Origin of the sequence: Vreelandella venusta (assembly GCF_007989605.1) — a bacterium.
Classification (GTDB): domain Bacteria; phylum Pseudomonadota; class Gammaproteobacteria; order Pseudomonadales; family Halomonadaceae; genus Vreelandella; species Vreelandella venusta.
This window is the reverse complement of record NZ_BJUL01000012.1, coordinates 87,022-111,857: the sequence shown is the minus strand read 5'-3', so window position 1 is coordinate 111,857 and position 24,836 is coordinate 87,022. Positions and strand designations below refer to the sequence as shown.

The following is a 24,836-nucleotide window of genomic DNA, read 5'->3' as shown; positions in this document are numbered from 1 at the left end:
TCTGCATCTGCGTCAGCATCTGCATCCGAGTCGCTATCAGAATCCGAGTCGGCATCTGCGTCTGCATCGGCATCGGCGTCAGCGTCGGAATCAGAGTCGCTGTTTGAGGAAGACGAAGAGGAGGCAGCTGCAGCAATGCCAACTAAACCAAGCATTCCTAATGCAGCTGCCAAAGTTGGGGAGCTACTATCTTGCATTTGCCCGCCTGCTGCCACTAGGGTTTCAGAGAACTCAAATCCAGACCAAGGTACCTCGTACTGCCCCCACCAAATCACCTCTTCAGAATCCTTGAGAAGTAATTCCGTGCGCTCCCCCTCTAGGGTATTAAAAAAGCCAGCGATGACAATTTGCTCACCGGATTTCAGGGTGATAATCAGATCCATTCCCGACTGATCAAAAGCGGCAGTTTCTTCAGGTCCTACAGAAATCGTAACGACGCTCGGTTCCTGCAAATCAACAACACTGCCTCTTGGTATTTCAACCGAATCACCACCCGCTTTAGGAGTAATGACAATGAGTGCATTGTCCATGCTTCACCTATTTTCGTTTTACTTCCAAAGGGTTACCTTGACGAATTCGCTTTCCCCAAACATCCTGTAGAACACTGGTGCATCTCGGCCAGAAAACTCTCAAGGCTGGAAAGAACTTTCAAAGTCAAAACCAATTATTGTTGGATTAGGCCCTCCTTTAATTAGAAGTGTTTGGCAAACTTGAAAAAGCTAGCCACGCTCAGTTTCAAATACTTTCTGGTGAGAAAATCTCGACGCGGCGGTTAAACGCCAAGCACTCTTTTGATAAAGCAACTGCTTTTTTCCGCTGTTCAAAAAGCCGCAAGTTGTATTCTGCCGAACCAATTTGGCCTTTCTTCCCAGCCACTAAAATCTTGGAAACTTGAAACCTCGCCTGGGCGCCTTGAATAACACACTGATGTTCTGATAGGCCTGACGAAAGAAAGGCATAGCTATCAAACTCAAATAAAAAATCAGCTAAAAAGCTGACTTTCTGAGACTGGGCTGACGTTGAGAGTTCAGCATCTGCGTGAGATAGTTGAGCACTAGGAAACGCCTCTACATAAGCAGAACAGATAGTACTGCTTGATGCTAACTCCCCCCCACCTACCGATAGCACAGCCCTTGGTTGATTATATTGTTCCATAGCTTTTCCGTTACACGTCATCGCTACCGATACGATTGGAAGAGCGCCCCCACCAATGCTCGAACCTTGCTAGCCAGTAACAGTAGCTTGTTTGCGAAACGTCTCACGTGCGTGGAGCATGTCATCAACTCGGCCCCGACGACGTAACCTTATTTATTATTCATTACGAAACTCACTAAAATTAGATCACATTAATAATACGCGCCACTTATGCCACTACACTTTTTGAGCAGTGCCAAATTGACGTATTTAAGTAATAGTGCTACTAGAACGACCTACTGTGCTAGCCCTAGTGATCTGCTCCAGTAGGCAAGGAGAAAGTTAAGCAGTTAATGAGGAAAGGGAGGAAGATTAACACCAATAACTCTCAGCCAAAGAAGCTTATCGATGAATTATTACTAAAGATAACTTACGAAGCAGTGAAAAAAATGGCGGCAATCACCCAAAATTCGCCACCACTTACTTGTAGTATTCACTACTCGCGACACATACTACCTGTTATCTTTCTCGCATCGCGTTCTGTGCGCGATTCAGTGGTTTTACCAAGTAATCAAAGACAGTTTTACTGCCCGTGCGTATATCCACTGTCGCCACCATACCAGGCACAATATCAAATGTTGTGCCTATATCATTTTCTAACGAATCCTTCTCTGTTCGTACAAACACACGGTAGTAAAAAATATTAGGGTCGGCTTCATCCTGTACCGTATCCGGTGAAATCGTCACAACCTCACCTTCCATGCCACCATAAGTACTATGGTCATAAGCCGTTATTTTAATGTTAGCCATCTGCCCAGGATGAATAAACGCGATATCTCGTGGCGAGATACGTGCTTCGATCAGTAATTGATCATCCAAAGGCACAATAGTCATTAACCGACCATTAGGTGGAATCACCCCTCCCCTGGTTGTTACCTCCACATCTTTTACCACCCCCCTTACTGGAGAAAGCATAGTAAGCCGGGAAAGCGTATCCGAGCGCCCCATAATCACAGAAGAAAAAGCTTCTATGTCAGCGCGAGCCTCAGCAAGTTCTTCCCTAGCCAACACAAAGTACTCTGATCGGACATCGGCAGCTTGGAGCTCCAACTCAGCTTCCTGGCGGCGCAGCCTGAGCACTTCCACGTTACTTGCTGCCCCCACCTGAGCGAGTGATCTTGTTAGCCCTAACTCTTCTCGCACTATTGCTAACGTATCTTCGATACCTGAAAGCGAACTCTCTAGTGCATTGGTTCTTGTTGCGTACAGTGACCGCTCTCCGGCCACTAAACCTGAATAATTATCTAGTTCTTCTGGAAAAGTAAGAGGCTCTTCATTTACCTCAGCCTCCAGTCTGCTTGCCCGTGCTAAGGCCGCTCTGTATCTAGCTGCTGTTTCTTCAACGATAGATTGAGACTGGGTTGGATCTAGTTGAGCCAGCACTTGCCCAGCTTCAACAATATCTCCTTCTCGCACGTTTAGCTGGGTCACGATCCCACCTTCAAGCGACTGCACAATTTGTTCGCGTGAAGAGGGAATCACCTTGCCCTCGCCGGAAGCCACTTCGACCAGCTCTGCGAAGTAGGCCCAGACAGCGAAGCTCAAGAAGCAGGCTAATACCCACCAAATAATACGCACCGAACGGGTCGTTTTAGCATCATCGGAATGTTGATCCTGGCGTTGCCTATCTTGTTCAAAATCAAGAAAAAGCAACCTTTTCGAATCTGCTTTATGATTGTTTGACTGACTCATGATGCCCCCTCCCCACCTTTCCGATGCAGGTTTTGCGACGAATTTACACCACGTTTAACAGTCGTAGGGTTACGTTTAAGTTTAGCGAGCACGTCAGCTTTTTTACCATCCATCACAATACGGCCATTATCAACCACGATAATACGCTCCACTAAGCTCAATAAGGCCATGCGATGCGTGGAGACCACTAAGGTTTTATTAGCCGCGAATGCAGCTAGTGATTGAATGATATGTTTCTCTGAACTGTCATCCAGTGACGCGGTAGGCTCATCAAGCAGCAAAACATTGGGCTGGCGAAGAAAGCAACGGGCTAACAATAGTGCCTGTTTCTGCCCTCCAGAAAGGCCGCTGCCACCTTCTAAAATAACGTGGTCGAGCCCATCTGCAAGCTTGCGAATGAAACCTTGGGCACCTGACATTTCCAACACCTCGATCAAGTCCTGGTCGGATGCCATGGGTTTAGCCATCAATAGGTTTTCACGGATAGTGCCGTGAAATAACCTTGCGTTCTGGCTAAGGAAAGCCACATCACGCCGAACATCAGCAGGGTCAATGTGTGAAAGGCGGATACCGTCCAGCGTTACTTCACCCTCCGAAGACTCCAACATCCCCGAACACGCCTGTAACAGCGTCGACTTACCCGCACCATTACGTCCTAAAACAGCCACTTTCTCACCCAGTTTTATTTGTAGCTGCTCAATCTTAAGTGATGGCGTTTTAGCGTCGGCACTGTATTTAAACGTTGTATCGCTAAATAGATAATCACCGTTGATAACTGGACGATGAACACTTTTTTCTGTTTCAGGATAGTCCGTCGAACGCTGCATTAATTTATCAAGACCTTCAGCAGCCACCTTGGCTTGTTGCCATTTGCTAAGCACTTGCGTCAAACCTGTCATTGGCGACAACATTCTGGACGATAGAATAGAAGCCGCTATCAACGTACCGCTTGTTAGGTCACCAGACATCACCATTGGAGCCCCAACCAGAACAACCGTTGCAAACACCCCTGTGATAATGGTTTGGCTCCAGACACTTAATGTGTTGGTAATGTATCTTAGCCTAAGACTTGAGTCGGCAACTTCGGACGTATAATGATTCCACTGGCCTTGAAACCTAGGTTCAGCCTGTAGCGATTTTATATCATCCATACCTTGTATAGACTCAACTAACATTGCATTACGCAGCGACGACTCTCGCATTGACTCAGTAGCTAATTTCTTTAGTTTCCCCTGTATCAAAATAGCGGGCAACAGCATGAGCATCACCGCCACCACTGGCACTAACACTAAAGAGCCGGCGATATACCAAAAAACAAAACAGAAAAGGATAAAAAAGGGCATATCTGAAAACGCAGTAACCGTCGTTGACGTCATTAGCTCTCTAACGCGTTCTAACTCGCGAATTTGCGATATAAATGTGCCTGTTGACGTCGGTCTTTCTGAGTTTTTAATTCTTAGCGCATGACCATATACTTTATCAGACATGCGTAAATCAGCACGTTTGCCCAGTAGATCTGTTACCCGAACCCTTACCCTTCTCAAAATAAAGTCAAAGATCAGTGCAACCACAACGCCACTAAATAACACATAAAGTGTTGAGTAGGATTCAGCGGGTATCACACGATCATAAACTTGCCGCGTAAATACAATTCCAGCCAGCGCTAGAATATTAGAAATTAAAGCGGCCAACATAATGTGTCCATACGGTTTCCAATCCCGCAGAACAATTTTTCTTAACCAGTGCTTATCATGAGGTTTTATATATTCATCGACGCGTGAATCAGGCACCGAACGTGCTGGCCGAGCCATATAAAGACCTACAGCGTGCTGTTCAAGCACACTTATATTAAGCCTGCTTTTTACTCCCCCATCACCACAATAAACCAGTCCAACTTCATTCTGACTGCTTATTGTTTCAATAACAGCTAGCTGGCCATTGTCAAACTGCACAACAATGGGCAACCGCCAGGGCGTCATTAATTTTTTATTGTAAGGCTCAATCGTCAGTGTCATGCCCAATTGATGAGCAATACCACGAAACGCATCAGAAAGCGCCGCCCCTTGGCTCCAAGCTGAACGAATTTTAGCGTTTTCAGCAGAGTAATCTAATCGATAGTGGCGGGCGACTATTGCTATTGCCTCTATCCAATGATCAAATATGGCGTTTTGAGCCTCACCATGCTCTACTGATTCTTCATTTGGCATATTTATACACCTTATATTTTATAATTAAATCATAGTAGACAGTTGTGCGAGAAAAAGCGCATCTCATAAACACATAAAAGCCTCACGGAGAGCACTCAAAGAAAAATCATGAACAAGAGGCGAGCGCAACTACAACGGAGATAAACTAACACCTTGAACAGTTTCATTACTTATTTCAAACATATCGCGAAAACCTGAAGATGCATAAAGGCAGTCAAGTTGAACCGCATACATATCGTAACGCGCACTCTCCATATTAATCCTAGCCTGCTGTATTTCTTCCTCTGCGTTCAACAAGTCAAGCAATGAACGCGTCCCAAGTGATAAATACTGTTGTCGATATAGCTCCTGAGTGATCGCCATGTCCTCTACTCTTTTCCTTAGAATATCAATTTGGCTCATAGCACTACGAGCTTGCTCCTGGGCATCCTGCACTCTTCTTTGTAACTCAATTAAAATATTATCTTTTGATGCCTCTAGTGCTTGCAGTACATAGTCAGCAGATCGCCGTTGCGCAAGGGTGGCTCCACCTTGATATAGGCTGCTGGATACATTAAACCGCAGCGATACATCTGTATCATCATTGTTGCCGATCTGGTTAACAAATTGATTAAAGCCTGCCTCTGCGGAGATCGTTGGGTAAAAATCTGCCTCACGCCGAGCAATTTGTGCTCGTGCTTCTTCGCGCTGGGCATCAGCCACCATGATTTCCGGTACATTATGAAACTGATCAGAAGCTGCCTTACATACTTGTAACAGGCCATCAGGAAGTGTGTCCGCAACGCTAACTGGCCCTTGCGCTCCGATAAGCCGACTTAAGTTATTTTGACTAATCGTCAACTGTGACTGGTACTGCTCACGTATTGCTCTAGCCGCTTCCACCCTTGACTGCGCCTGCACCTCATCAGAGCGTGTACTAGCGCCAAGTTCTGAACGTCTTTCCGCTAACAACTGTATATCGGTGACACTGTTAATTTGATCATCTGCAATCGCTAGCAAAGCTTCAAATCGCTGAATATCAATCACCGCTTGAGCGACTTCAAGCGCTAGCTGATCAATTGCCAATAGAACTCTTGCCTGATCGCGCTCTACTCCAAATAATTCGGCTTTTACCTCATTTTCAACTTTGCCAAAGTCATAGAGCATCTGGGAGGCAGTAATATTAAACGCCTCTTCCGTTTGGCTACTGGATGTTCTGTACTCTGATGAGAGTCCTGCATTGACTTGAGGTAGCGCCCCTGAACGTGCCACCGCCACCTGCTCATTTTGCTGATATAAGCGTCCCAATGTTTCCGCAATAGAAGGGTACCAGTTAACCGCTTGTTGCACCGCGGCTTGCATGGTTAGCTGTCGAGCCTCTTGCACTGGCTGATTAGTGTTACCCTCCAATGTCGACGGTTCACTCACCTGCGCCCACGTCGTGTTAATCCCGCCCCATGACAAAAAACTGGCAGCCAATGCCCATGCTACGTAGGGAGTCTTATTTTTAAGTTTGTCAGCACTGAGGTTTCTCATAGTTAGCTTCACTCCATGTCGCGATGATCACTTGAGTGACATGACGGCTTTCCTTGCAGCATCTATTCCAGTATTTAGCCATCAATACCACTAAGAGTGGCCGCATCGATTGCAAAAAACTGCGTGCCAATATTGGGCTATCTTTGTCTAAAAAACGTACAAGCCCTTCGGACTCGGTTCTTTGGCAATAATGCCAACGTTAAAGTCTTAATCAAGTCACATCTGTATTTTAATTAAGCTCATCTAAAGTGGATTCTGCAACTCAGAGCCCGCTACCAACACCTCGCCAAGGGTTTCAAAACCATTTGGTACTTTACCTTTCTCGTTACTGCTGTCTTTAAACTCAGGTAAAACCAAGGCTCCTTCAACCATAACGATTAAATTAATATGGATGACAAGGCTTCGGCTGACGGCTAATCAACTTTAGAATTACGCTACAATTTTTAACTCAACATCACCTTCCATATACACGCATTGCTTTACAACAATATCTTCCACAACTGCTATAACATCATGCTGTCAAAGAGGGCCTACCTGTAGTACTAGCGCTGTGGTTAATATAGACGTCCCATTGCGTCAAAATCATATCTCTTTCAACCAATTACCACCTGTCGGTGTTAAGTAAAAAGAGCCCCAACTAGTATTCTTATTGAGCAGACGGGCCACCTCACAGCTCCCAATTATTACCGTTTGACCTGTCAGCGCATTACTTTTATTGATTGTAGATACGGCATTAAATCGCCGCATCTCTGGTGAGATAAATCCACCTTGCAGTAAATCTTTCTCACTTGATGAAGTTCAGAGGCATTAGAGAATCAACATTGATCAAAGAGAGGAAATACACGCCCACCGGTTGGGCTTAATCGCAACTCGGTAACGTAGATGGCAAAAAAGCAGCACAGGAACGGGGCCACACCACTGGGCATTGCTAGTAACACAGTGGCTGAAAACACAAAAGGGTCCCGAAGACATTGATGCCTACGGAGACCCTCATCGAATTACCAGAGAGGCACTACTCGTTATAGTGCCGATGGTGTTGATCGTTATTAGCGACGCTTAGGCTTGCGCATAGCTTGAACCGGGCGGCGTTTGTGTTTATCACGGCTCCAGCGGTTTTTCTCATCGGGTGTTAGTGCAGGTACCTTGCGAGTTTCTAGATTTGCTAACGTAGCTAGGTCGTCGACCTCATCTTGGGAGAGCTCAACCCATTCGCCGGCTTTAGCGCGCTTATCAAGGAAGATGTTGCCGTAGCGCACCCGCTTCAGACGACTAACCGTTAGCCCCTGAGATTCCCACAGGCGGCGTACTTCGCGGTTACGACCTTCTAAAATCACCACGTGAAACCAGGTATTAATGCCTTCGCCGCCAAATTCTTGTACATCAGTAAAGCGCGCTGGACCATCTTCTAGCATAACGCCATCAACCATGGCGACAATATGCTCGCGCTTGACCTCACCCATCACGCGAACCGCGTACTCTCGCTCGACCTGGGTCGAAGGGTGCATTAGTCGGTTTGCAAGCTCACCGTCTGTGGTGAATAGCAACAAGCCACTAGTGTTAATATCCAAACGACCTATGGCAACCCAGCGCTCGCCTTTCAGGCGAGGGAGACGTTCAAACACCGTGCGCCGCCCTTCTGGGTCTTTACGCGTGCACAACTCTCCTTCCGGCTTGTTGTACATAATCACACGGCGCGGCACTTCCTCTTCGGGGCGCAGCGACACCGGGCGATCATCAAAACTGACCTTATCGCGGGCTTCTACTCGGTCGCCTAACTTGGCTACCTGGCTATTAACCTTTACCCGACCATCGGAAATGGCAGTTTCCATTTCACGGCGTGACCCTAGCCCTGCCCGGGCCAGTACTTTTTGCAGCTTTTCACTGGCGGGGGGCGTGGTGTTATTACTCTGACTCATGGTCGTCTGACCTCACATCGTTAGTCTGCGTGCGCGCATCATCATCGTTACGCTGCGCACGTGTCGCTAAGCGAGCCTCTAAATCGGCAAAACTCAGCGGCTGGGTTAACGCCGTCTCGGCGTGTTTATCAGCTATCTCTGCTGCAACAATCTCAGCTGAAGCTATCTCTTCACTCTGGGGTGGCGCATCCTGCACGGTTTCAGGCATTTCGTCCAGTGCTGGCTGCGTTTCATCTTGCTCAATAACCGTATCGCTTTCATCGGCATTGACCAGTTCATGCATCGGCGGCAATGCATCCAAGGTTTTCAAGCCAAAATCATCTAAAAAGCTGCGGGTGGTGGCATAAACGGCTGGTCGCCCAGGCACATCTCGATGGCCTACCACGCGAATCCACCCTCGCTCCATTAGCGTGCGGATAATAGAGCTACTAACACTCACACCGCGCACGTCTTCGATATCTCCCCGCGTCACCGGCTGGCGATAGGCAATCAGCGCCAGTGTTTCCAACAGTGCCCGGGAGTAGCGCTGTGGCCGCTCGTCCCATAGTCGCGACACCCAATGAGAGAGCCGCGGGCGAATACGCAACTGGAATCCTGACGCGGTCTCTACTAGCTCCAGCGCTCCTTCTTCATGGCGCAGGACAAGGCGGGACAAGGTATCGCGCAGCGCTTTTTTAGACGGGCACTCGTCTGCTAAAAACAGCGTTTCAAGCCGCTCTAAAGAAAGCGGCTCGCCAGCGGCCAGTAATGCCGCTTCAATAATATCGTCTAACGTGGTGTCTCTCACGGCGACTCCTCGTCAGGCTCAAATGCAGATTCCTCAAATGCAGACTCTGAGGCGCCATCGTCTGAGTCAGCCTCTTCAAATGCGCTCTCCTCTCCATCTGTGAGGGCTGCACGTCGCGCACGCACATGAATGGGCGACAATGGCGCGTTCTGTACAATTTCGATCATGGCTTCTTTGGCTAACTCTAAAATGGCCATAAACGTCACCACTACTCCGGCGCGCCCTTCCTCCAACGTAAACAATGCTTCAAACGGGGTATAGCGCTGATGGTCCCCATCGTGACTTAACTGCTCCATAATTTTCAGCATGCGTTCGCGGGTAGAGAGCACCTCGCGGCTGATTTGGTGAGCTTGCGCCAACTCAGCGCGTTTCAGAATATCCGACAGCGCCCCAAACAGCTCATCCAATCCAACATCGGGATGAATTATCCGCGCCTCTAACGGGGGCAGGCCCGCCTGTACACTAAACCAGTCACGCCCTACTCGAGGCAGCGTGTCCAACGTTTCGGCGGCTTCCTTTAAGCGCTCATACTCTTGCAGACGGCGAATCAGCTCAGCCCTGGGATCTTCTTCCTCTTCGCCTTCTGCCTTCGGTGGGCGCGGCAGTAGTGTGCGGGATTTAATTTCCGCCAGCATAGCCGCCATTAATAAGTACTCTCCGGCCAGCTCAATCTCCATAGCTTTCATCAATTCCACATACTCAATGTATTGATGAGTAATGGTCGCCACATTGATCGTCAAAATATCCAGGTTCTGACGGCGGATAAGATAGAGCAGCAGATCAAGCGGCCCTTCGAAGGCCTCTAGAAACACGCGCAGCGCCTCTGGCGGTATATAGAGATCCTCCGGCAACTGCATGATGGGCTCATCAAACAGGCGCCCAAGCGCTTCCGCTACCGGTTCGGCAGTTGGCTCAATAAGTTCGTGATCAACATGGGCGTTTGGCGTCTCGCTCACGCGGGGCGTGTTCCTTGTTAGTTAAACATCCATGGTTAGCTGAGCGCCCATGGTTAGTTAAATGGCTATGCTCGCCAGTGTAACAGCGTGTCACCTATCGAGGTATTGCTAGCCTGCCTCAGCCGCCTTGCGATAACGCCCTTGGTAGTCAAACAGCTTATCGCGAAGCTGCCAGTGCCGTCCGACTTTACGCCCCACAACAAAATCGGGATGGCGCAGGCGGCGCTGCTCTTCGACCACTTCGACCGGCGAAACAGGCTGCCACTTAGCGCCTGGCGCACGCAGATGGTTACGTAAAAAAACAGCATAAAATGCCCGCCGCTGAGCAGGCGTTTCCAGCGCAAACCACTCTGCCAAGCTCGCGCTATCTTCATCGTAATAGGTCACTTTTAGACGTGGCAGCCCCCGCCCATTGGTCGTGGCCTCTAACTGCATACCGCTGACTCGCAGCACTTTGGCATCTTTTAATTTGAGTGCGTCTTTGAGCTTATCGTCGGCATCCACCAGCAGTTGCTCACAACCATGACATCGGCGAGCGGCAATATCATTCTCAGCGCCACACTGCTCACAAACTTTAAAGCGAAAACGAAAATCGCACTGTTTTTGATAGATGCCCTGCTTACTCTTGCCCGGCTTAGTGGGCGGATTGGGGTTGTCTACCAGCCCCTGGCAGCGGCGGCCAAAATGCTCAATCACCAGCTCTCCATCACGCTTACCCCAGAACAGGTTGGCATGGCCACACGCGGGGCACTCAACCTGGACCGGTTCGCTGTCGCTGTCTGGTTTTGGCTCACCTACTTCTGGCGCATAAAGATCCCAGGGGTTGCCTGCAAAATCCAACACTAGGCAGTTGGTTTTATCCGGTGATAAACGCAGCCCTCGACCAACAATCTGCTGGTAAAGGCTCACAGATTCCGTGGGCCGCAGAATAGCGATTAAATCCACATGAGGCGCGTCGAACCCTGTGGTTAGCACGGCCACATTAGCTAGAAACTTAAGCTTACGCGCCTTGAACGCCTCAATCAGAGAGGTGCGCTCTTGGGAGGCCGTCGCACCGGTAATCAGCGCCGCTTGGTCCGCGGGTAAGTAGCTGACAACTTCTTCAGCATGCGCGACCGTTGCGGCAAAAATCATCACCCCTTGGCGTTCTTCAGCGTACTCAACCACCTGCTGAATAATCCTTGGCGTAGCACGGCTACCAGCAACAACGCGATTGAGCTCTTCCTCACGAAACCAACCGTTAGAGGCAGGAGCCAAGGCGGAAAAATCGTAGCCTTCAATGGCCATATCTAGCCGTTTAGGATCCGCCAAAAAACCTTGTTTCACCATCAATCGTAGCGGCTGCTCAAAGACGCATTCGGCAAAGAAGCACGCTTCATCGCCGCGTACCATGCCGTGATGATGGCGGTGGTAGATAAACCCCTGCCCTAACCTATACGGCGTGGCGGTTAAACCGAGAATCTTTAGCTGCGGATTCTGACGCTGCAGATGCTCAATCACTTGGCGATAGCTGGCATCTTTTTCCAGCGACACTCGGTGGCATTCATCAATCACTAATAACGTAAAACTGGCGTCACTGAAGCGCTCTAGATTACGCACCACTGATTGCACCGAGCCAAACACTACTTGTCGGCTGGCCTCTTTACGTTTGAGGCCCGCGCTAAAGATATCTGCCTCAAGCCCGTAGGCTTGGTACTTGGCATGATTTTGCTCAACCAGCTCACGCACATGGGCCAGTACCAGCACACGGCCACGAGCTAGCCTGGCCAGCTCAGCAATCACTAACGACTTACCGCTCCCAGTGGGTAATACCACCACTGCAGGCGCGCTGCTGGCACGGAAGTGACCGACTACACGCTTTACCGCCTCCGTTTGGTAGGGGCGCAAACGGGGTGGTGAGCCAGAAATGGGATCGCTGGAAGGATTGAATTGGGGCATGTCAGTCGAAACGCGGGGCGCGACGCTCCATTCGTGCACTTACCGCCTCACGCTGCTCAGCACCGGCTAAAAGCTGCCGCTGCAGCTGCGCTTCGAGGGCTAGTCGATCGCGAGGAGCCAGATTCGGACCATGAGCAAACAGTTCACGAGCCGCAGCGACGGCACGAGGTGAGCGCGAGGCAATAAGCGCTGCGGTTTCTCGGGCAGCACCCTGAGGCGTATCGCTCAGGCGGCTGCCCAAGCCAAGCTGATAGGCTTCCTCCCCTGACACCTTGCGTCCACTTATCGCCAGCTCCTGAAGTACATCCTGGCGTAGCCCCACGCCCGTCACGCTAATGGCCATATCGGGGATGATGCCCCAATCAATCTCCAGCAGCGCCAATTTTGCGCTGGGGTGGAGAATACGGATATCGGCACCCAGCGCTATCTGCAGGCCGCCACCGTAGACATGCCCATGCAAGGCAGCTACCACGGGAACCCCCGCTTCACGCCAGCCTAGAGCCAAGCGCTGAACCGGGTTGATACCCGCTTCGTCGGGCGCCAGCAGGGTGGGCAGCCGTTCCGCCTCGCTCATGATCGACGCCATATCGAGCCCCGCGCAAAAGCTGTCACCATCGCCGCTCAAGACCACTGCACGCAGCCCAGCGAGTTGGGTCAGGCAGTGTTGGGCTGCCAACAGACCATCAATCATGGCCCAATCCAGACCATTGTGGTGATTAGGTCGCGACAACATGACCTCAGCCACATGATCAGCAAACGTCAGAGTCACACGTTCATTGAGGAGTTGATGCATTCGAGCTCCCGAAGATTCCTTTGGCTCGCCACCGGTGGGCGATCGCCGTGCTGGTAAAGTAGTGCGCTTATGGCGTGATAAACGCGCCTGTGAACTGAGTGTGGCGCGTAGACGAGGCATTTTCAAACAAACGTTTCATTTTATCGCCACCACTACCAAGATCACTTCTCCACCACAGGAAAAAAGCGGCCCGCAGGCCGCTTTTGTTTAGCATGACAGGGTATATCAGCCCAGCCACACACGGGCGTTACGGAATAAACGCAGCCAAGCGCCATCCTCAGTCCATTCGGCCGGACGCCAGGAGTTGGTGACCGCGCGAGTCACCCGCTCTGGGTGAGGCATCATAATGGTCACACGGCCATCCGGTGTGGTGAGGCCGGTGATTCCTGACGGCGAGCCGTTAGGGTTAGCTGGGTAGCGGGTTGTTACTTGACCGTAGTTATCGATATAACGCAGCGCTATCTGGCTGCTGGACTGCATACTGCGCAGGTGCGCGGTATCACGGAACTCGGCACGCCCTTCACCGTGGGCCACAGCAATCGGTAACTTAGAGCCTTCCATACCCGCCAGCAGAATCGATGGGCTTTTCTCTACCCGCACCATCGCTACGCGTGCTTCAAACTGCTCAGATTCGTTACGCTCAAACGCAGGCCAGCTTTCAGCCCCCGGGATCAGTGTCTTGAGCTGCGAGAGCATCTGACAACCATTACACACACCCAGCGAGAAGCTGTCGTCACGGGTGAAGAAGTTGGCAAACTGCTCACGGGCACGCTCATTGAACAACACCGACTTTGCCCAACCGCCGCCAGCACCCAGCACGTCACCGTAAGAGAAACCACCGCAGGCGACTAAGCCTTTGAACTCATCAAGCGAAACACGTCCTTCCAGGATGTCACTCATGTGTACATCCACAGCGTCGAAGCCCGCTTTATGGAACGCCCAGGCCATCTCGACCTGACCATTAACGCCTTGCTCGCGCAGTACAGCAACAGCGGGCTTGGCCGTGTTAATAAACGGCGCGCTAATATCATCGTTGATATCAAAGCTAGGTGCAGCGCTTAGGCCAGGATCACGCACATCCAGCAGGCTATCGAATTCGTTCTTGGCGCACTCTGGGTTATCACGCAGTGCCTGCATGCGGTAGCTGGTTTCTGCCCAGGTGCGCTGTGTCAGTTGGCGAGTAGTTTCCAGCAGCGGTTCTTCAAACAGCGTTACCCGCACTTGGTCGTCATAACGGGGACGCGCAATAACACCGCATGTTTCGATACCTGCCATGGCGAACTGGGTGAGCACTTCTTCAGTGTGCTCACGGCTCACCTGAATCACCGCACCCAGCTCTTCAGAGAACAGCGCATTGAACGCTTCCACCGGCTCATCAATCAGCCAGTCCAGCTTAATCTCAAGACCCGCATGGGCAGCAAAGGCCATTTCCAACAGCGTGACCAGCAGGCCACCATCACTACGGTCGTGATAGGCCAGCAGCTTGCCATCACGGTTGAGGCCCTGAATGACCTCGAAAAATGCTTTCAGGTCTTCTGGGTCATCAACATCTGGACAGTCATTACCGACTTGCCCATAGACTTGCGCCAGCGCAGAACCACCTAAGCGGTTTTGTCCATTTCCCAGGTCGATCAGAATCAGGTCTGATTCGTCCTGCTCCAGATTGATTTGCGGTGTCAGCGTCGCCAGCGCATCGGTGACCGGCGCAAACCCAGTGACCACCAGCGAAAGCGGCGATGTGATGCTCTTTTCGTCAGCACTGTTTTCGCCCGAACTGTCGCCTTCCTGCCAAGCGGTACGCATTGACATGGAATCCTTACCTACCGGAATGGCAATGCCGAGTGCCGGACACAGCTCCATACCGACGGCGTGTACCGCATCATAGAGCGCCTGGTTTTCACCAGGATGGTCGGCAGCGCTCATCCAGTTAGCTGAAAGCTTAATATCTGACAGTTTGCCAATTGGCGCCGCCGCTAAGTTAGTAATCGCTTCGGCAACCGCTAAACGGGCGCTGGCAGCAGGGTTAATTAGCGCCACTGGCGGGCGTTCGCCCATCGCCATGGCTTCACCAGCGTGGGTGTCGAAGCTAGCCGTGGTCACGGCCACATCAGCCACCGGCACCTGCCAAGGGCCAACCATCTGATCGCGGGCGACTTGGCCGGTAATTGAACGGTCGCCAATGGTAATCAAAAAGCTCTTCGATGCCACGGTGGGCAGGCGCAACACCCGATCCATCGCTTCGCGCAGATCCAGGTTATCAAGCATAACGCCAGACAGCTCTGGAGTCTGACGTTCAAACGAGCGCGTCATCTTTGGCGGCTTGCCAAATAGCACGCTCATCGGGAGATCGACCGGCTTGGTATCAAAATGGCCGTCGCGAACCTCCAGGTGGTGATGCTCCATGGCCTCACCGACCACTGCATAGGGGCAACGCTCACGCTTGCACAGTGCGTCAAAGGTAGCTAAGTCGTCAGGGGCAACAGCCAGCACATAACGCTCTTGGGCTTCGTTACACCAAATTTCCAGCGGGCTCATACCCGGTTCAGCGTTAGGCACGGCACGCAGGTCAAACAGGCCACCGCGGTTACCGTCTTTGACCAGCTCCGGCAAGGCGTTGGATAGCCCGCCTGCACCTACATCGTGAATAAAGCGAATCGGGTTTTTATCGCCCAGCGCCCAACAGCGGTCGATGACCTCCTGGGCGCGACGCTCAATTTCCGGGTTTTCCCGCTGCACCGAGGCAAAATCCAAGTCCGCGCTGGACTCGCCTGATGCCATGCTAGACGCTGCGCCACCACCCAGACCGATCAGCATGGCCGGGCCACCCATCACGATGAGCTTGCCACCTACGGGAATCTCCCCTTTCTGCACATGGTGAGCACGAATGTTGCCATAACCACCGGCCAGCATAATCGGCTTGTGGAAGCCGCGACGCTCGATACCATCGTCGCTCAACGTATCCTGTTCGTAGGTACGGAAGTAGCCCGTCAGATTGGGCCGACCAAATTCATTATTAAACGCTGCACCACCGATGGGGCCGTCCAGCATAATTTGCAGCGCTGACTGCATGCGCTCTGGTTTGCCGTAGTCAAACGCTTCCCAAGGCTGTACGAACTCGGGGATACGCAGGTTGGATACGGTAAAGCCCGACAGGCCGGCCTTCGGCTTGCCGCCGATACCGGTCGCCCCCTCATCACGAATTTCACCGCCGGAACCGGTCGCCGCGCCTGGGAATGGTGCAATCGCTGTAGGGTGGTTGTGAGTTTCCACCTTCATCAGAATGTGGATAGGCTCTTGGTGGGCGTCGTAGCTAGCCCGCTCCCCCTCAGCGCCAGTCAGTGGCGTGGGGAAGAAGCGCCCTCCCTGGCTACCTTTGATCACCGCTGCGTTGTCGCTATAGGCCGAGAGCACGTTATCCGGCGAGGTCGCGAAGGTATTCTTAATCATCTTAAACAGCGAATGGCTCTGGGCCTCACCATCAATAACCCAGTCCGCGTTGAAGATTTTGTGGCGGCAGTGCTCAGAGTTCGCCTGGGCAAACATCATCAGCTCGACATCACTAGGATTGCGACCCAGCTCAATAAACGCAGCTACCAGATAGTCGATTTCATCGTCGGCAAGCGCCAGCCCTAATTCTCGGTTGGCCGTCGCCAACGCATCGCGGCCGCCTTCCAAGATATCGACACTGCCCAGTGGCGCAGGCGCGTGATGAGCAAACAGCTTGACCGCATCGGCAACGTCAGACAGCACGTTCTCCGTCATACGATCGTGCAGTAGCGCGCTGATTGCGCCTAACTGTTCAGCGCTAGGCGCTCCGCGCAGTGCTACCCGATAATCGACACCGCGTTCGATGCGATCAATCTGGTGCAGCCCACAGTTATGAGCAATATCAGTTGCTTTAGAAGACCATGGCGACTGAGTACCTAAACGCGGTACAACCAGGAAGCGCTGGGCGTTGTCAGGAATGTCTTGGCTCGCATGGCTGCCATAATCAAGCAGCTTGGCCAAACACTCCTGGGCAGCATCATCCAGTGTCTCGCGGTGGTCTATGAAGTGGACGTAATGGGCGGACAACGCCTCCACCTCGGGAACACGTTCACGCAACACCGTTAACAGCCGTTCATGGCGGAAGGCAGAAAGGGCAGGTGCGCCTCGCAGTTCGAGCATATCTGGGAGCCTCTAAAGCAGGAAGAGTTCGTGCGGGAAATCAGTGGGCCGCAGCGCGGCCCTCTTTAATGACACTAATAGGCACTATGATACTGGAAAGCGGCGCCCACACGAAATCAACAAGGTGACAGCATCTCTCAGGCTGGGTATCGTGGCAGCTTGTTTCATGCCGACAAGACGCCATGCTGCCGTTGATTTGCCGACATTTTATAACGCGTTATCGCGCCTATTTTGCAGTTATTGTTACGCTTTTCTTAGCGTTAATTCCGCGTGCCACACCGATACCGCAAGGTGAACACCTCGCTCAGATCATCGCGAAAGACTTTATTACTATTCATACCCGCAACACACCAACTACTTACTATGAAGGCCGCCAAGGCCCCACTGGCTTTGAATATGAGCTGATGCATCGGTTTGCTGACCACTTAGGAGTTAGCTTAAATCTCAATACAAGCCACCATCCTGAAAGCGTGCTACCTGCCGTACGAGAACAAGGAGACCTAGGTGCCGCAGCGCTGCCCTTGCTGCCAGATTCACCAGGCATTCATTACACCCGCTCGATTATCCAAATGCAGCCACTGGTGGTTTATCGTCGCGGCTTGAACAACATAGACGAGCCAAAAAATTTAGTTGGCTTAGAGTTAGGCACGCTTAGCGAAGCAGGTACCAGCCAAGCACTTCTCGCCCTTCAACGCGACTACCCTAGCTTAAGCTGGAAAGAGTCTCACGAGCTAGAAGTAGCAGAACTGTTAGCCCAGGTGGAAAACGGCACGCTGGATGCTGCGATTATTTTTGATCATCAGTTTCGCCTCAATCGGCTTTTTTTTCCTAACGTCGAGCGCGGTTTCTTTTTGGGAGAGCCGCTATCGTTAGCCTGGGCGGTACCTAGCGGGCGCGGGCTGGGGCTATTGGAAGCTGCCAATCAGTTTCTTCAAGAACTGCAGGAAAATGGCACGCTGGAGCAACTGGTTAGCCGTTACTTTGGCCATGACGATTATTTGGAGTACGTGGGAACACGCACGTTTTTAGCCCACCTTGATGAACGTCTGCCAGCCTATACCGAGCTTTTCAAAAAGGCGGCTCGAGACACGGGGTTTGACTGGAAACTGCTGGCTGCCGTGGGCTATCAGGAATCTCACTGGGACCCTAACGCAGTATCTCCCACCGGGGTGCGCGGCCTAATGATGCTCACCAACCCAACCGCCAGCGAGATGGGTGTCGCTGACCGCACCAATCCTGCTCAGAGCATTGACGGCGGCGCCCGCTATTTACGCAGTATTAAAGACCGTCTGCCAGAAAGCATTGTCGGCAATGACCGGCTTTACATGGCAATGGCAGCCTATAACGTAGGACTCGGGCACCTATACGATGCCCGCAATATCGCCGAAATGCGCGGTGGCAATCCAGACAGCTGGCAAGATGTCCGTGCAGCGCTGCCCTTACTTCAGCAACGGGAGTGGCATAGCCAAACTCGTCATGGCTATGCACGCGGCGGTGAGCCTGTGATCTATGTACGCAACATTCGCCGCTACTACGAGATGATTGAGTACGTCGAACGCAGTCGCCAGCAGTTTTTTCAGCTGGGACAAACGCTGGTAAGCGAGGAGCCTCTGTTACTTTTTGATATTATTCCTCCCGTGGAATAATGATCGACGGCTACCCCCAACGCCGCCACTCGTTGGCGATAGTCGCGGGCTAGCGTTTCGTAGCAAAAAACTGTTTTAGCAACTTTTTTGCCGGCGCTGCCAGCACGCCACTAGTGACGACCACTTGATGATTGAACCACGGCTGAGCAAGCAGGTTAGCTTTTGATTCGACCATCCCGGTGCGCGGCTCTGCCGCACCATATACCAAGCGTGTTAGACGGGCATGGACCATGGCACCCGCACACATCATGCACGGCTCAAGCGTCACAAAGAGTGTGCAGCCCTCTAAACGGTAGTTAGCTAATTGCTGTCCCGCTGCTCTCAGCGCGCAAATTTCCGCGTGGCCGCTAGGATCGCAGCTAGCTACCGATGAGTTTCGCCCTGCTCCTATAATGGTTCCCAAAGCATCCACCACTACGGCGCCCACCGGCACCTCGCCCTCTTTAAAGGCAAGGTGTGCCTGGTCAAGCGCTCGGTGCATGTAAAATTCGTCGCTGCGTATCAAGGCAAACTCCGCTAAGGTAGCAAAACGATCGTTTTAATTGTGCCATAGCCGCATAGCTACTTCGGCAAACATTAGCGGCCAAACGGACAGCACTAAGGATACCGAGAATGAACGATGCGCTGAAGTTACTGGTAAGCTTACTAGAGCTGGAAACACTTGAAGAGACGCTATTTCGTGGCCAAAGCCAAGACCTCGGCTTCCCGCAGCTCTACGGCGGCCAAGTATTAGGCCAAGCATTAGCAGCTGCGGCTCGCACCGTGCCCGAAGATCGTCGCCCACACTCACAACATGGCTATTTTCTGCGTCCCGGCGACCCTCATCGCCCGGTCGTCTACCAAGTAGATACCATTCGCGATGGCGGTAGCTTTACGACTCGACGCGTGACCGCTATTCAAAAAGGGCGCCCGATCTTCTTCTGTAGCGCCTCGTTTCAAAGCGCCGAAGAGAGCATTAGCCATCAGCGCGCCATGCCACACGTACCTACGCCAGAAGCGTTAATCGACAGCGGGGATGTCAAGCACGCGCGCTTTCCAGGTCATCCTATCGAGTTTCTGCATTTAAAAGGCAATCCAGACAATGCCTCGCCTGCAGGCCAGTGCCTATGGTTTCGCCTAGCGGGCGGAACGCTGCCCGATGATCCAGCCCTGCATCGCCACTTGCTTTCCTACGTATCGGATTTCAATCTACTAACAACCGGGTTGATCCCTCACGGCATCAAGTTTACCGATCCTAAACTGCGCATCGCCAGCCTAGACCATGCGCTGTGGCTGCACGAAGATACCCGCCTGGATGACTGGTTACTTTACGTGATTGACTCTCCCTGGGCTGGCGGCGCCCGCGGTCTGGCACGCGGGCATATTTACCGACGCGACGGTCGCTTGGTGGCATCTACCGCTCAAGAAGGACTGGTGCGTTACCCGCAACAGCACTAAAGCGCACCAATCAAGCGACTGGCAAAAACACCAACGCCCGCTATCAGCGGGCGTTGGAGGTTACATCAACCTGCGCAGTACCGTTTACGCGCCGTAAACGTCATTAACCGTTTTGAGCGGATAGTGCGCCGGATAAGGCTTACGCGCCACACCTGAATCGACTGCAGCCTGAGCCACCGCCGAAGAAACTCGCTCAAGCAGGCGAATGTCGACCGGTGTCGGGATAATGTACTCACGCCCAAAACTCATCTCAGTACGCTCATAGGCGTCTAAGACTTCCTGGGGTACCGGCTCTCGAGCCAGATCCTTCAAAGCGTGGACAGCAGCCAGCTTCATGGCCTCATTGATACGTGTCGCCCGAACATCCAAAGCACCTCGGAAAATAAACGGGAAACCTAATACGTTATTTACCTGATTAGGAAAGTCCGAACGGCCAGTGGCCATAATCACATCCGGACGTGCCTCGCGGGCCACAGCCGGGTGGATTTCCGGATCAGGGTTAGTACAGGCGAAAATAACTGGGTCTGCGGCCATTTTTTTCACTTGCTCGGCAGAAAGCAGCCCTGGACCTGAAAGACCAATAAACACATCAGCGCCGTCGATGGCATCGTCTAGCGTGCGCATATTGGTATGGCGGGCGAATTCAGCTTTATACTCGTTAATGCCATCGCGATCAGCGTGAATAACACCGCGACGATCAAGCATCACCAAATTCTTTTTACTAGCGCCACACGACACTAGCAAACGCATGCAGGCAATTGCCGCTGCCCCCGCGCCCATGCAGACAATCTTCACATCTTCAATACGCTTATTGGCAATATCCAGCGCATTAAGCATACCGGCAGCGGTCACAATGGCCGTACCATGCTGATCATCATGAAATACTGGAATACTGCAACGATCAATCAAGGCTTTTTCGATTTCAAAGCACTCGGGGGCTTTGATATCTTCCAGGTTAATGCCGCCCCAGGTATCCGCAATACGCGCCACCGTATCGATAAACGCCTGTGGGCTTTCAGCATCCACTTCAATATCAACTGAGTTAATGCCTGCAAAGCACTTAAACAGTACGCCCTTACCTTCCATAACCGGCTTACTGGCCAGCGGACCAAGGTTACCAAGGCCTAAAATGGCAGTTCCGTCAGAAATGACAGCGACCAGATTTCCTTTACCAGTGTAGCGATACGCATTTTCCGCCTCACGGGCGATTTCGCGAACCGGCTCAGCAACGCCAGGACTATACGCCAGCGCCAGATCACGCGCGGTAGCCGTGGGTTTAGTTAACTCCACAGATAGCTTACCGGGAATCGGTTTAGCGTGATAATCCAAAGCCGCTTGCTTATTTGCATCCATCATGGTCAAGGTCCAATCAGCCTAAAGTAGAAAAGTTGCTTCAGAATATAGAAAAAACTCATGCGTCTCAAGCACGTAGTAAACTTTGCAGAAAAACAGTTGTTTCATTCCTATTTCCAACATGTTCGTAACTTTTCAACACCATTTACTGCAACTTATAAATAAGCTCAACAGCCATAAAGGTTTACTTATTGATGCAATGCGGCATTTATGAAAATAAATTCCATTAAAAATTATAAAAAACCAAATTTTTCCACAGGCCTGCTTGTGTAGAAGCGGCTGTGGAAAAGTATCTACTTAAAGCATCTGCTAGAAGCATCCATGGATGCATCATTACTTGGTAGAATAAGACCTCAAAGGCCCATCAGGTTAAGAAGGGAATGGAAAAAGCGTGCCTCTGAGAATAAAAAGCCCACGCCGTAGCGTGGGCTTATATTGCAAACACATTGTGTGTTTGCAGCAGCGCAAATCCGTTAGGATTAGCCGCGCTTAACGGCAGCGCCGAAACGCTTGTTAAAGCGTTCTACACGGCCACCAGTGGTCGCTTGCTTCTGCTTACCAGTGTAGAACGGGTGGCAGTTGGAGCACACGTCCAGAGAGAAGTCCTGACCAGAGGTAGAACCAACCTGGAAGCTTGCACCGCAAGAACAGCTAGCGGTGACCGTGTTGTAATTCGGGTGGATACCTTGTTTCATCTTGAGCCTCATGAGCTGTATGCCGCCACCTGATCCATTGCCAGGCACCGCATACGGGTTTGAAAAAACTGCTAACCGGTTACCCGCTCCATTCTATAGATTCAGAGCGGCCGAGCATTCTAGCAAACTAAACGCCGGAGGCCAATTGTCCGACTCTGTTTCTAACCAGGCACGCCCTCAAAGCGCTTCCTCAGCATCTTTTCAAGTGCTAAAAGTCGCTCTACCATCACCGCTGCGGCGTTTATTTGACTATTTACCAATACGCCAGCCACCCGCTTGTGGCTGGCAGGTAGGCCTAAGAGTGCGCGTCCCCTTTGGCCGCAGAGAAGTGGTCGGCGTGGTGGCAGAGCTTGCCAATGGCAGCGAGCTTCCCCATGAGAAGCTGCGCGCCATTAGCGAGGTGCTTGATGACGCTCCCCTGCCCAACGACTGGCAGTGGCTATGCCATTTCGCTGCGCGTTATTATCAGCACAGCTTAGGCGACACGATGCAACTGGCCATGCCTGCTAGGCTACGCCAAGGCCACCCGGTAGGAGGACGAACACAAACCCTGTGGCTACCGCTATCACCTGGAGACGACCTAGCACTTCAGCGAGCACCCAAACAAGCTGAGCTGTATGCCCTGCTGCGCCAGCATCCACACGGACTCGCTGGTCGAGCCATCACTGCTCACGGTTTCACCCGTGAACAGCTGCTAGCCTTGCAAAAAAAGGGCTTCGCCCGTGCCCAGGAAACCACGCTAACCGCCACACCGCCCGCTGGCGGCAATCTGCTGGCCTCACCATCACTTGCGCTAAACAGAGAGCAGGCCTCGGCACTTGCCGCACTGCATGAAAAGCTCGAAAGCTACCACCCCTGCCTACTTGAAGGCGTGACCGGTAGTGGTAAAACCGAAATCTACCTTCAGCTAATTGAAGCCCTTGCCGCTAAGGGCAAGCAGTCCCTGGTACTGGTGCCAGAAATAGGCCTCACACCTCAAACCCTGGCACGCTTTAAAAGCCGCTTTAGGGTACCGGTAGTGGCGCTACACTCAGGGCTTACCGACCTGGAGCGCTTGGATGTATGGGAAGCCGCAGCCAATGGCCGCGCGCTAGTCATTATCGGCACCCGTTCGGCTATTTTCACGCCACTCAAAAACCCAGGCGCCATTATCGTCGACGAGGAGCATGATGGCTCCTATAAACAGCACGACGGGCTTCGCTATCACGCCCGGGACTTAGCCGTTGCCAGGGCGCATTACCACAATATCCCCCTGCTGTTAGGCAGCGCCACACCTTCTTTTGAGAGTTTGCAGCAAGCGCTTTCCGGCCACTACCGTCATCTACGCCTCACCCAACGCCCCAGTCGGCACCCGCCAGCCAAGCTTGAGTTGATCGACCTACGCCATCAGCGACGCCAAGGCGGGCTTCTGCCCAGCGCCATCACCGCTATCAAAAACACTTTAACGTCAGGCAAGCAGGCGCTGGTTTTTATTAACCGACGGGGGTTCGCGCCAACGCTGGCTTGCCATAGCTGTGGCTGGATCGCTGAGTGCGGGCAGTGCGACTCACGCATGACGCTGCACCGTCAGCCTGCTCTTTTGGCCTGCCACCATTGCGATAGTCGGCGCGCACTACCAGACGCTTGCCCCGAGTGTGGCAGCGGCGACCTGCGCGCTCTGGGCAGCGGCACCGAACGAACGGAAGAGACATTGCAGGGATTGTTCCCAAGCGTCACCGTTCATCGAATTGACCGCGACAGTACGCGTAAAAAAGAGAGTTTTGAGCAGATACTCAAAGAGATTCAGCGAGGCGAACCATGCTTGCTTGTTGGCACCCAGATGCTGGCAAAAGGCCACCACCTGCCCCATGTCACGCTGGTGGTCGTCGTTAATGCCGACGGGGGGCTTTACGCTGCTGATTTTCGCTCGTTAGAACACAGCGCGCAGTTACTGGAACAGGTCGCCGGCCGCGCAGGGCGTGCCGCTCATCCTGGGCGAGTACTGGTGCAAACGCTGCATCCAGATGACCCGCACTTGGGCCAACTTGCGGAGCACGGTTATGGCGCACTCGCCCGCAGCCTTTTGGAAGAGCGCCGCCTCGCAATGCTGCCGCCTTTTTGCTTTATGGCCTTGCTACGCATTGAAAGCCCCCATGAGCAAGCCGCCACCGCATTGGGCCAGCAGGCTGCTCAAGCGCTCCGCCAATGGTTAACAATTGTAAAACTGCCGGTGCGCTGTTTGGGCCCCGTTCCAGCTCCCATGGAGCGCCGACAAAACCGTTATCATGTGCATATCATGCTGGCAGCAGACAAACGTAGCCAGCGCCATACCGCCGCTAACTGGCTGGTACAGTGGTTAGAGGCCAATCGTGAGGCGCGCAAAGTCCGTTGGTCAATCGACATTGACCCGCAAACGCTCGCGTAGAGACAGGGATATCACGGGCCATTGGCTCGCCCTGTAATGTAATACGGCTTTGAAACTGCGCGCCAATTGCCGATAATGGCCGCTTTGCCGCTGCCTAACATGAGCGCATGCACACGCCGCCACTGACGACATTCGG

At 52.3% G+C, this 24,836-nt stretch carries 17 protein-coding genes; 3 read left to right on the top strand and 14 right to left on the bottom strand.

Features of this window, described 5'->3' with window-relative positions:
- The 11 genes from HVE01_RS14270 to purL all read right to left on the bottom strand — a co-directional run.
- Positions 1-530, bottom strand: a 530-nt coding sequence (locus HVE01_RS14270) for a BapA/Bap/LapF family prefix-like domain-containing protein (protein WP_146944853.1), incomplete at its 3' end; no start/stop codon positions are given.
- 205 nt (positions 531-735) lie between these two features.
- Complete coding sequence (locus tag HVE01_RS14265; protein WP_146944852.1) at positions 736-1,155, bottom strand: OmpA family protein; 420 nt, start codon at positions 1,153-1,155, stop codon at positions 736-738.
- Between the two features lie 498 nt (positions 1,156-1,653).
- Complete coding sequence (locus HVE01_RS14260) at positions 1,654-2,886, bottom strand: beta-barrel domain-containing protein (RefSeq protein ID WP_146944851.1); 1,233 nt, start codon at positions 2,884-2,886, stop codon at positions 1,654-1,656.
- On the bottom strand, positions 2,883-5,093 hold the full coding sequence (locus tag HVE01_RS14255) for a type I secretion system permease/ATPase (RefSeq protein ID WP_146944850.1): 2,211 nt from the start codon (positions 5,091-5,093) through the stop codon (positions 2,883-2,885). The genes HVE01_RS14260 and HVE01_RS14255 overlap by 4 nt, the downstream gene beginning before the upstream one ends.
- A gap of 129 nt (positions 5,094-5,222) precedes the next feature.
- On the bottom strand, positions 5,223-6,608 hold the full coding sequence (locus tag HVE01_RS14250; RefSeq protein WP_244973752.1) for a TolC family protein: 1,386 nt from the start codon (positions 6,606-6,608) through the stop codon (positions 5,223-5,225).
- Between the two features lie 1,046 nt (positions 6,609-7,654).
- The gene (rluB, locus tag HVE01_RS14245; protein WP_125751341.1) at positions 7,655-8,524 is read right to left on the bottom strand and encodes a 23S rRNA pseudouridine(2605) synthase RluB; all 870 of its coding nucleotides are present in this window, start codon (positions 8,522-8,524) and stop codon (positions 7,655-7,657) included.
- A complete protein-coding gene (gene scpB, locus HVE01_RS14240) occupies positions 8,511-9,311 on the bottom strand; it encodes an SMC-Scp complex subunit ScpB (protein WP_146944849.1) in 801 nt (266 codons plus the stop codon). Before scpB ends, rluB begins: the two co-directional genes overlap by 14 nt.
- On the bottom strand, positions 9,308-10,267 hold the full coding sequence (locus HVE01_RS14235; RefSeq protein ID WP_146944848.1) for a segregation and condensation protein A: 960 nt from the start codon (positions 10,265-10,267) through the stop codon (positions 9,308-9,310). The genes scpB and HVE01_RS14235 overlap by 4 nt, the downstream gene beginning before the upstream one ends.
- Positions 10,268-10,375: 108 nt before the next feature.
- Entirely contained in the window at positions 10,376-12,205 is a 1,830-nt protein-coding gene (gene radD, locus HVE01_RS14230) for a DNA repair helicase RadD (protein ID WP_146944857.1), read from the bottom strand.
- 1 nt (position 12,206) lies between these two features.
- Entirely contained in the window at positions 12,207-12,998 is a 792-nt protein-coding gene (locus tag HVE01_RS14225; RefSeq protein WP_146944847.1) for a crotonase/enoyl-CoA hydratase family protein, read from the bottom strand.
- Between the two features lie 225 nt (positions 12,999-13,223).
- Positions 13,224-17,165 (bottom strand): phosphoribosylformylglycinamidine synthase, encoded by a 3,942-nt coding sequence (gene purL, locus HVE01_RS14220; RefSeq protein ID WP_146944846.1) that lies wholly within the window; start codon positions 17,163-17,165, stop codon positions 13,224-13,226.
- Between the two features lie 182 nt (positions 17,166-17,347).
- Between purL and mltF the strand changes: the two genes are divergently transcribed.
- Positions 17,348-18,811, top strand: a complete 1,464-nt coding sequence (gene mltF, locus HVE01_RS14215) for a membrane-bound lytic murein transglycosylase MltF (RefSeq protein ID WP_146944845.1) — start codon at positions 17,348-17,350, stop codon at positions 18,809-18,811.
- Between the two features lie 49 nt (positions 18,812-18,860).
- Here mltF and tadA read toward each other — a convergent pair whose 3' ends face one another.
- On the bottom strand, positions 18,861-19,313 hold the full coding sequence (gene tadA, locus HVE01_RS14210) for a tRNA adenosine(34) deaminase TadA (RefSeq protein WP_206049819.1): 453 nt from the start codon (positions 19,311-19,313) through the stop codon (positions 18,861-18,863).
- A gap of 110 nt (positions 19,314-19,423) precedes the next feature.
- On the opposite strand from tadA, the gene HVE01_RS14205 reads away from it, so the two are divergent.
- Positions 19,424-20,248, top strand: coding sequence for an acyl-CoA thioesterase (locus HVE01_RS14205; protein WP_125751365.1), 825 nt, complete (start codon positions 19,424-19,426; stop codon positions 20,246-20,248).
- An 84-nt stretch (positions 20,249-20,332) separates the two neighbouring features.
- Here the strand turns inward: HVE01_RS14205 and HVE01_RS14200 are convergent, their stop codons facing one another.
- On the bottom strand, positions 20,333-21,604 hold the full coding sequence (locus HVE01_RS14200; RefSeq protein ID WP_146944844.1) for a malic enzyme-like NAD(P)-binding protein: 1,272 nt from the start codon (positions 21,602-21,604) through the stop codon (positions 20,333-20,335).
- A 476-nt stretch (positions 21,605-22,080) separates the two neighbouring features.
- Positions 22,081-22,296, bottom strand: coding sequence for a 50S ribosomal protein L31 (rpmE, locus tag HVE01_RS14195; protein WP_009724828.1), 216 nt, complete (start codon positions 22,294-22,296; stop codon positions 22,081-22,083).
- Between the two features lie 19 nt (positions 22,297-22,315).
- Between rpmE and HVE01_RS14190 the strand changes: the two genes are divergently transcribed.
- On the top strand, positions 22,316-24,700 hold the full coding sequence (locus tag HVE01_RS14190; protein WP_146944843.1) for a primosomal protein N': 2,385 nt from the start codon (positions 22,316-22,318) through the stop codon (positions 24,698-24,700).
- Positions 24,701-24,836 lie beyond the last annotated feature (136 nt).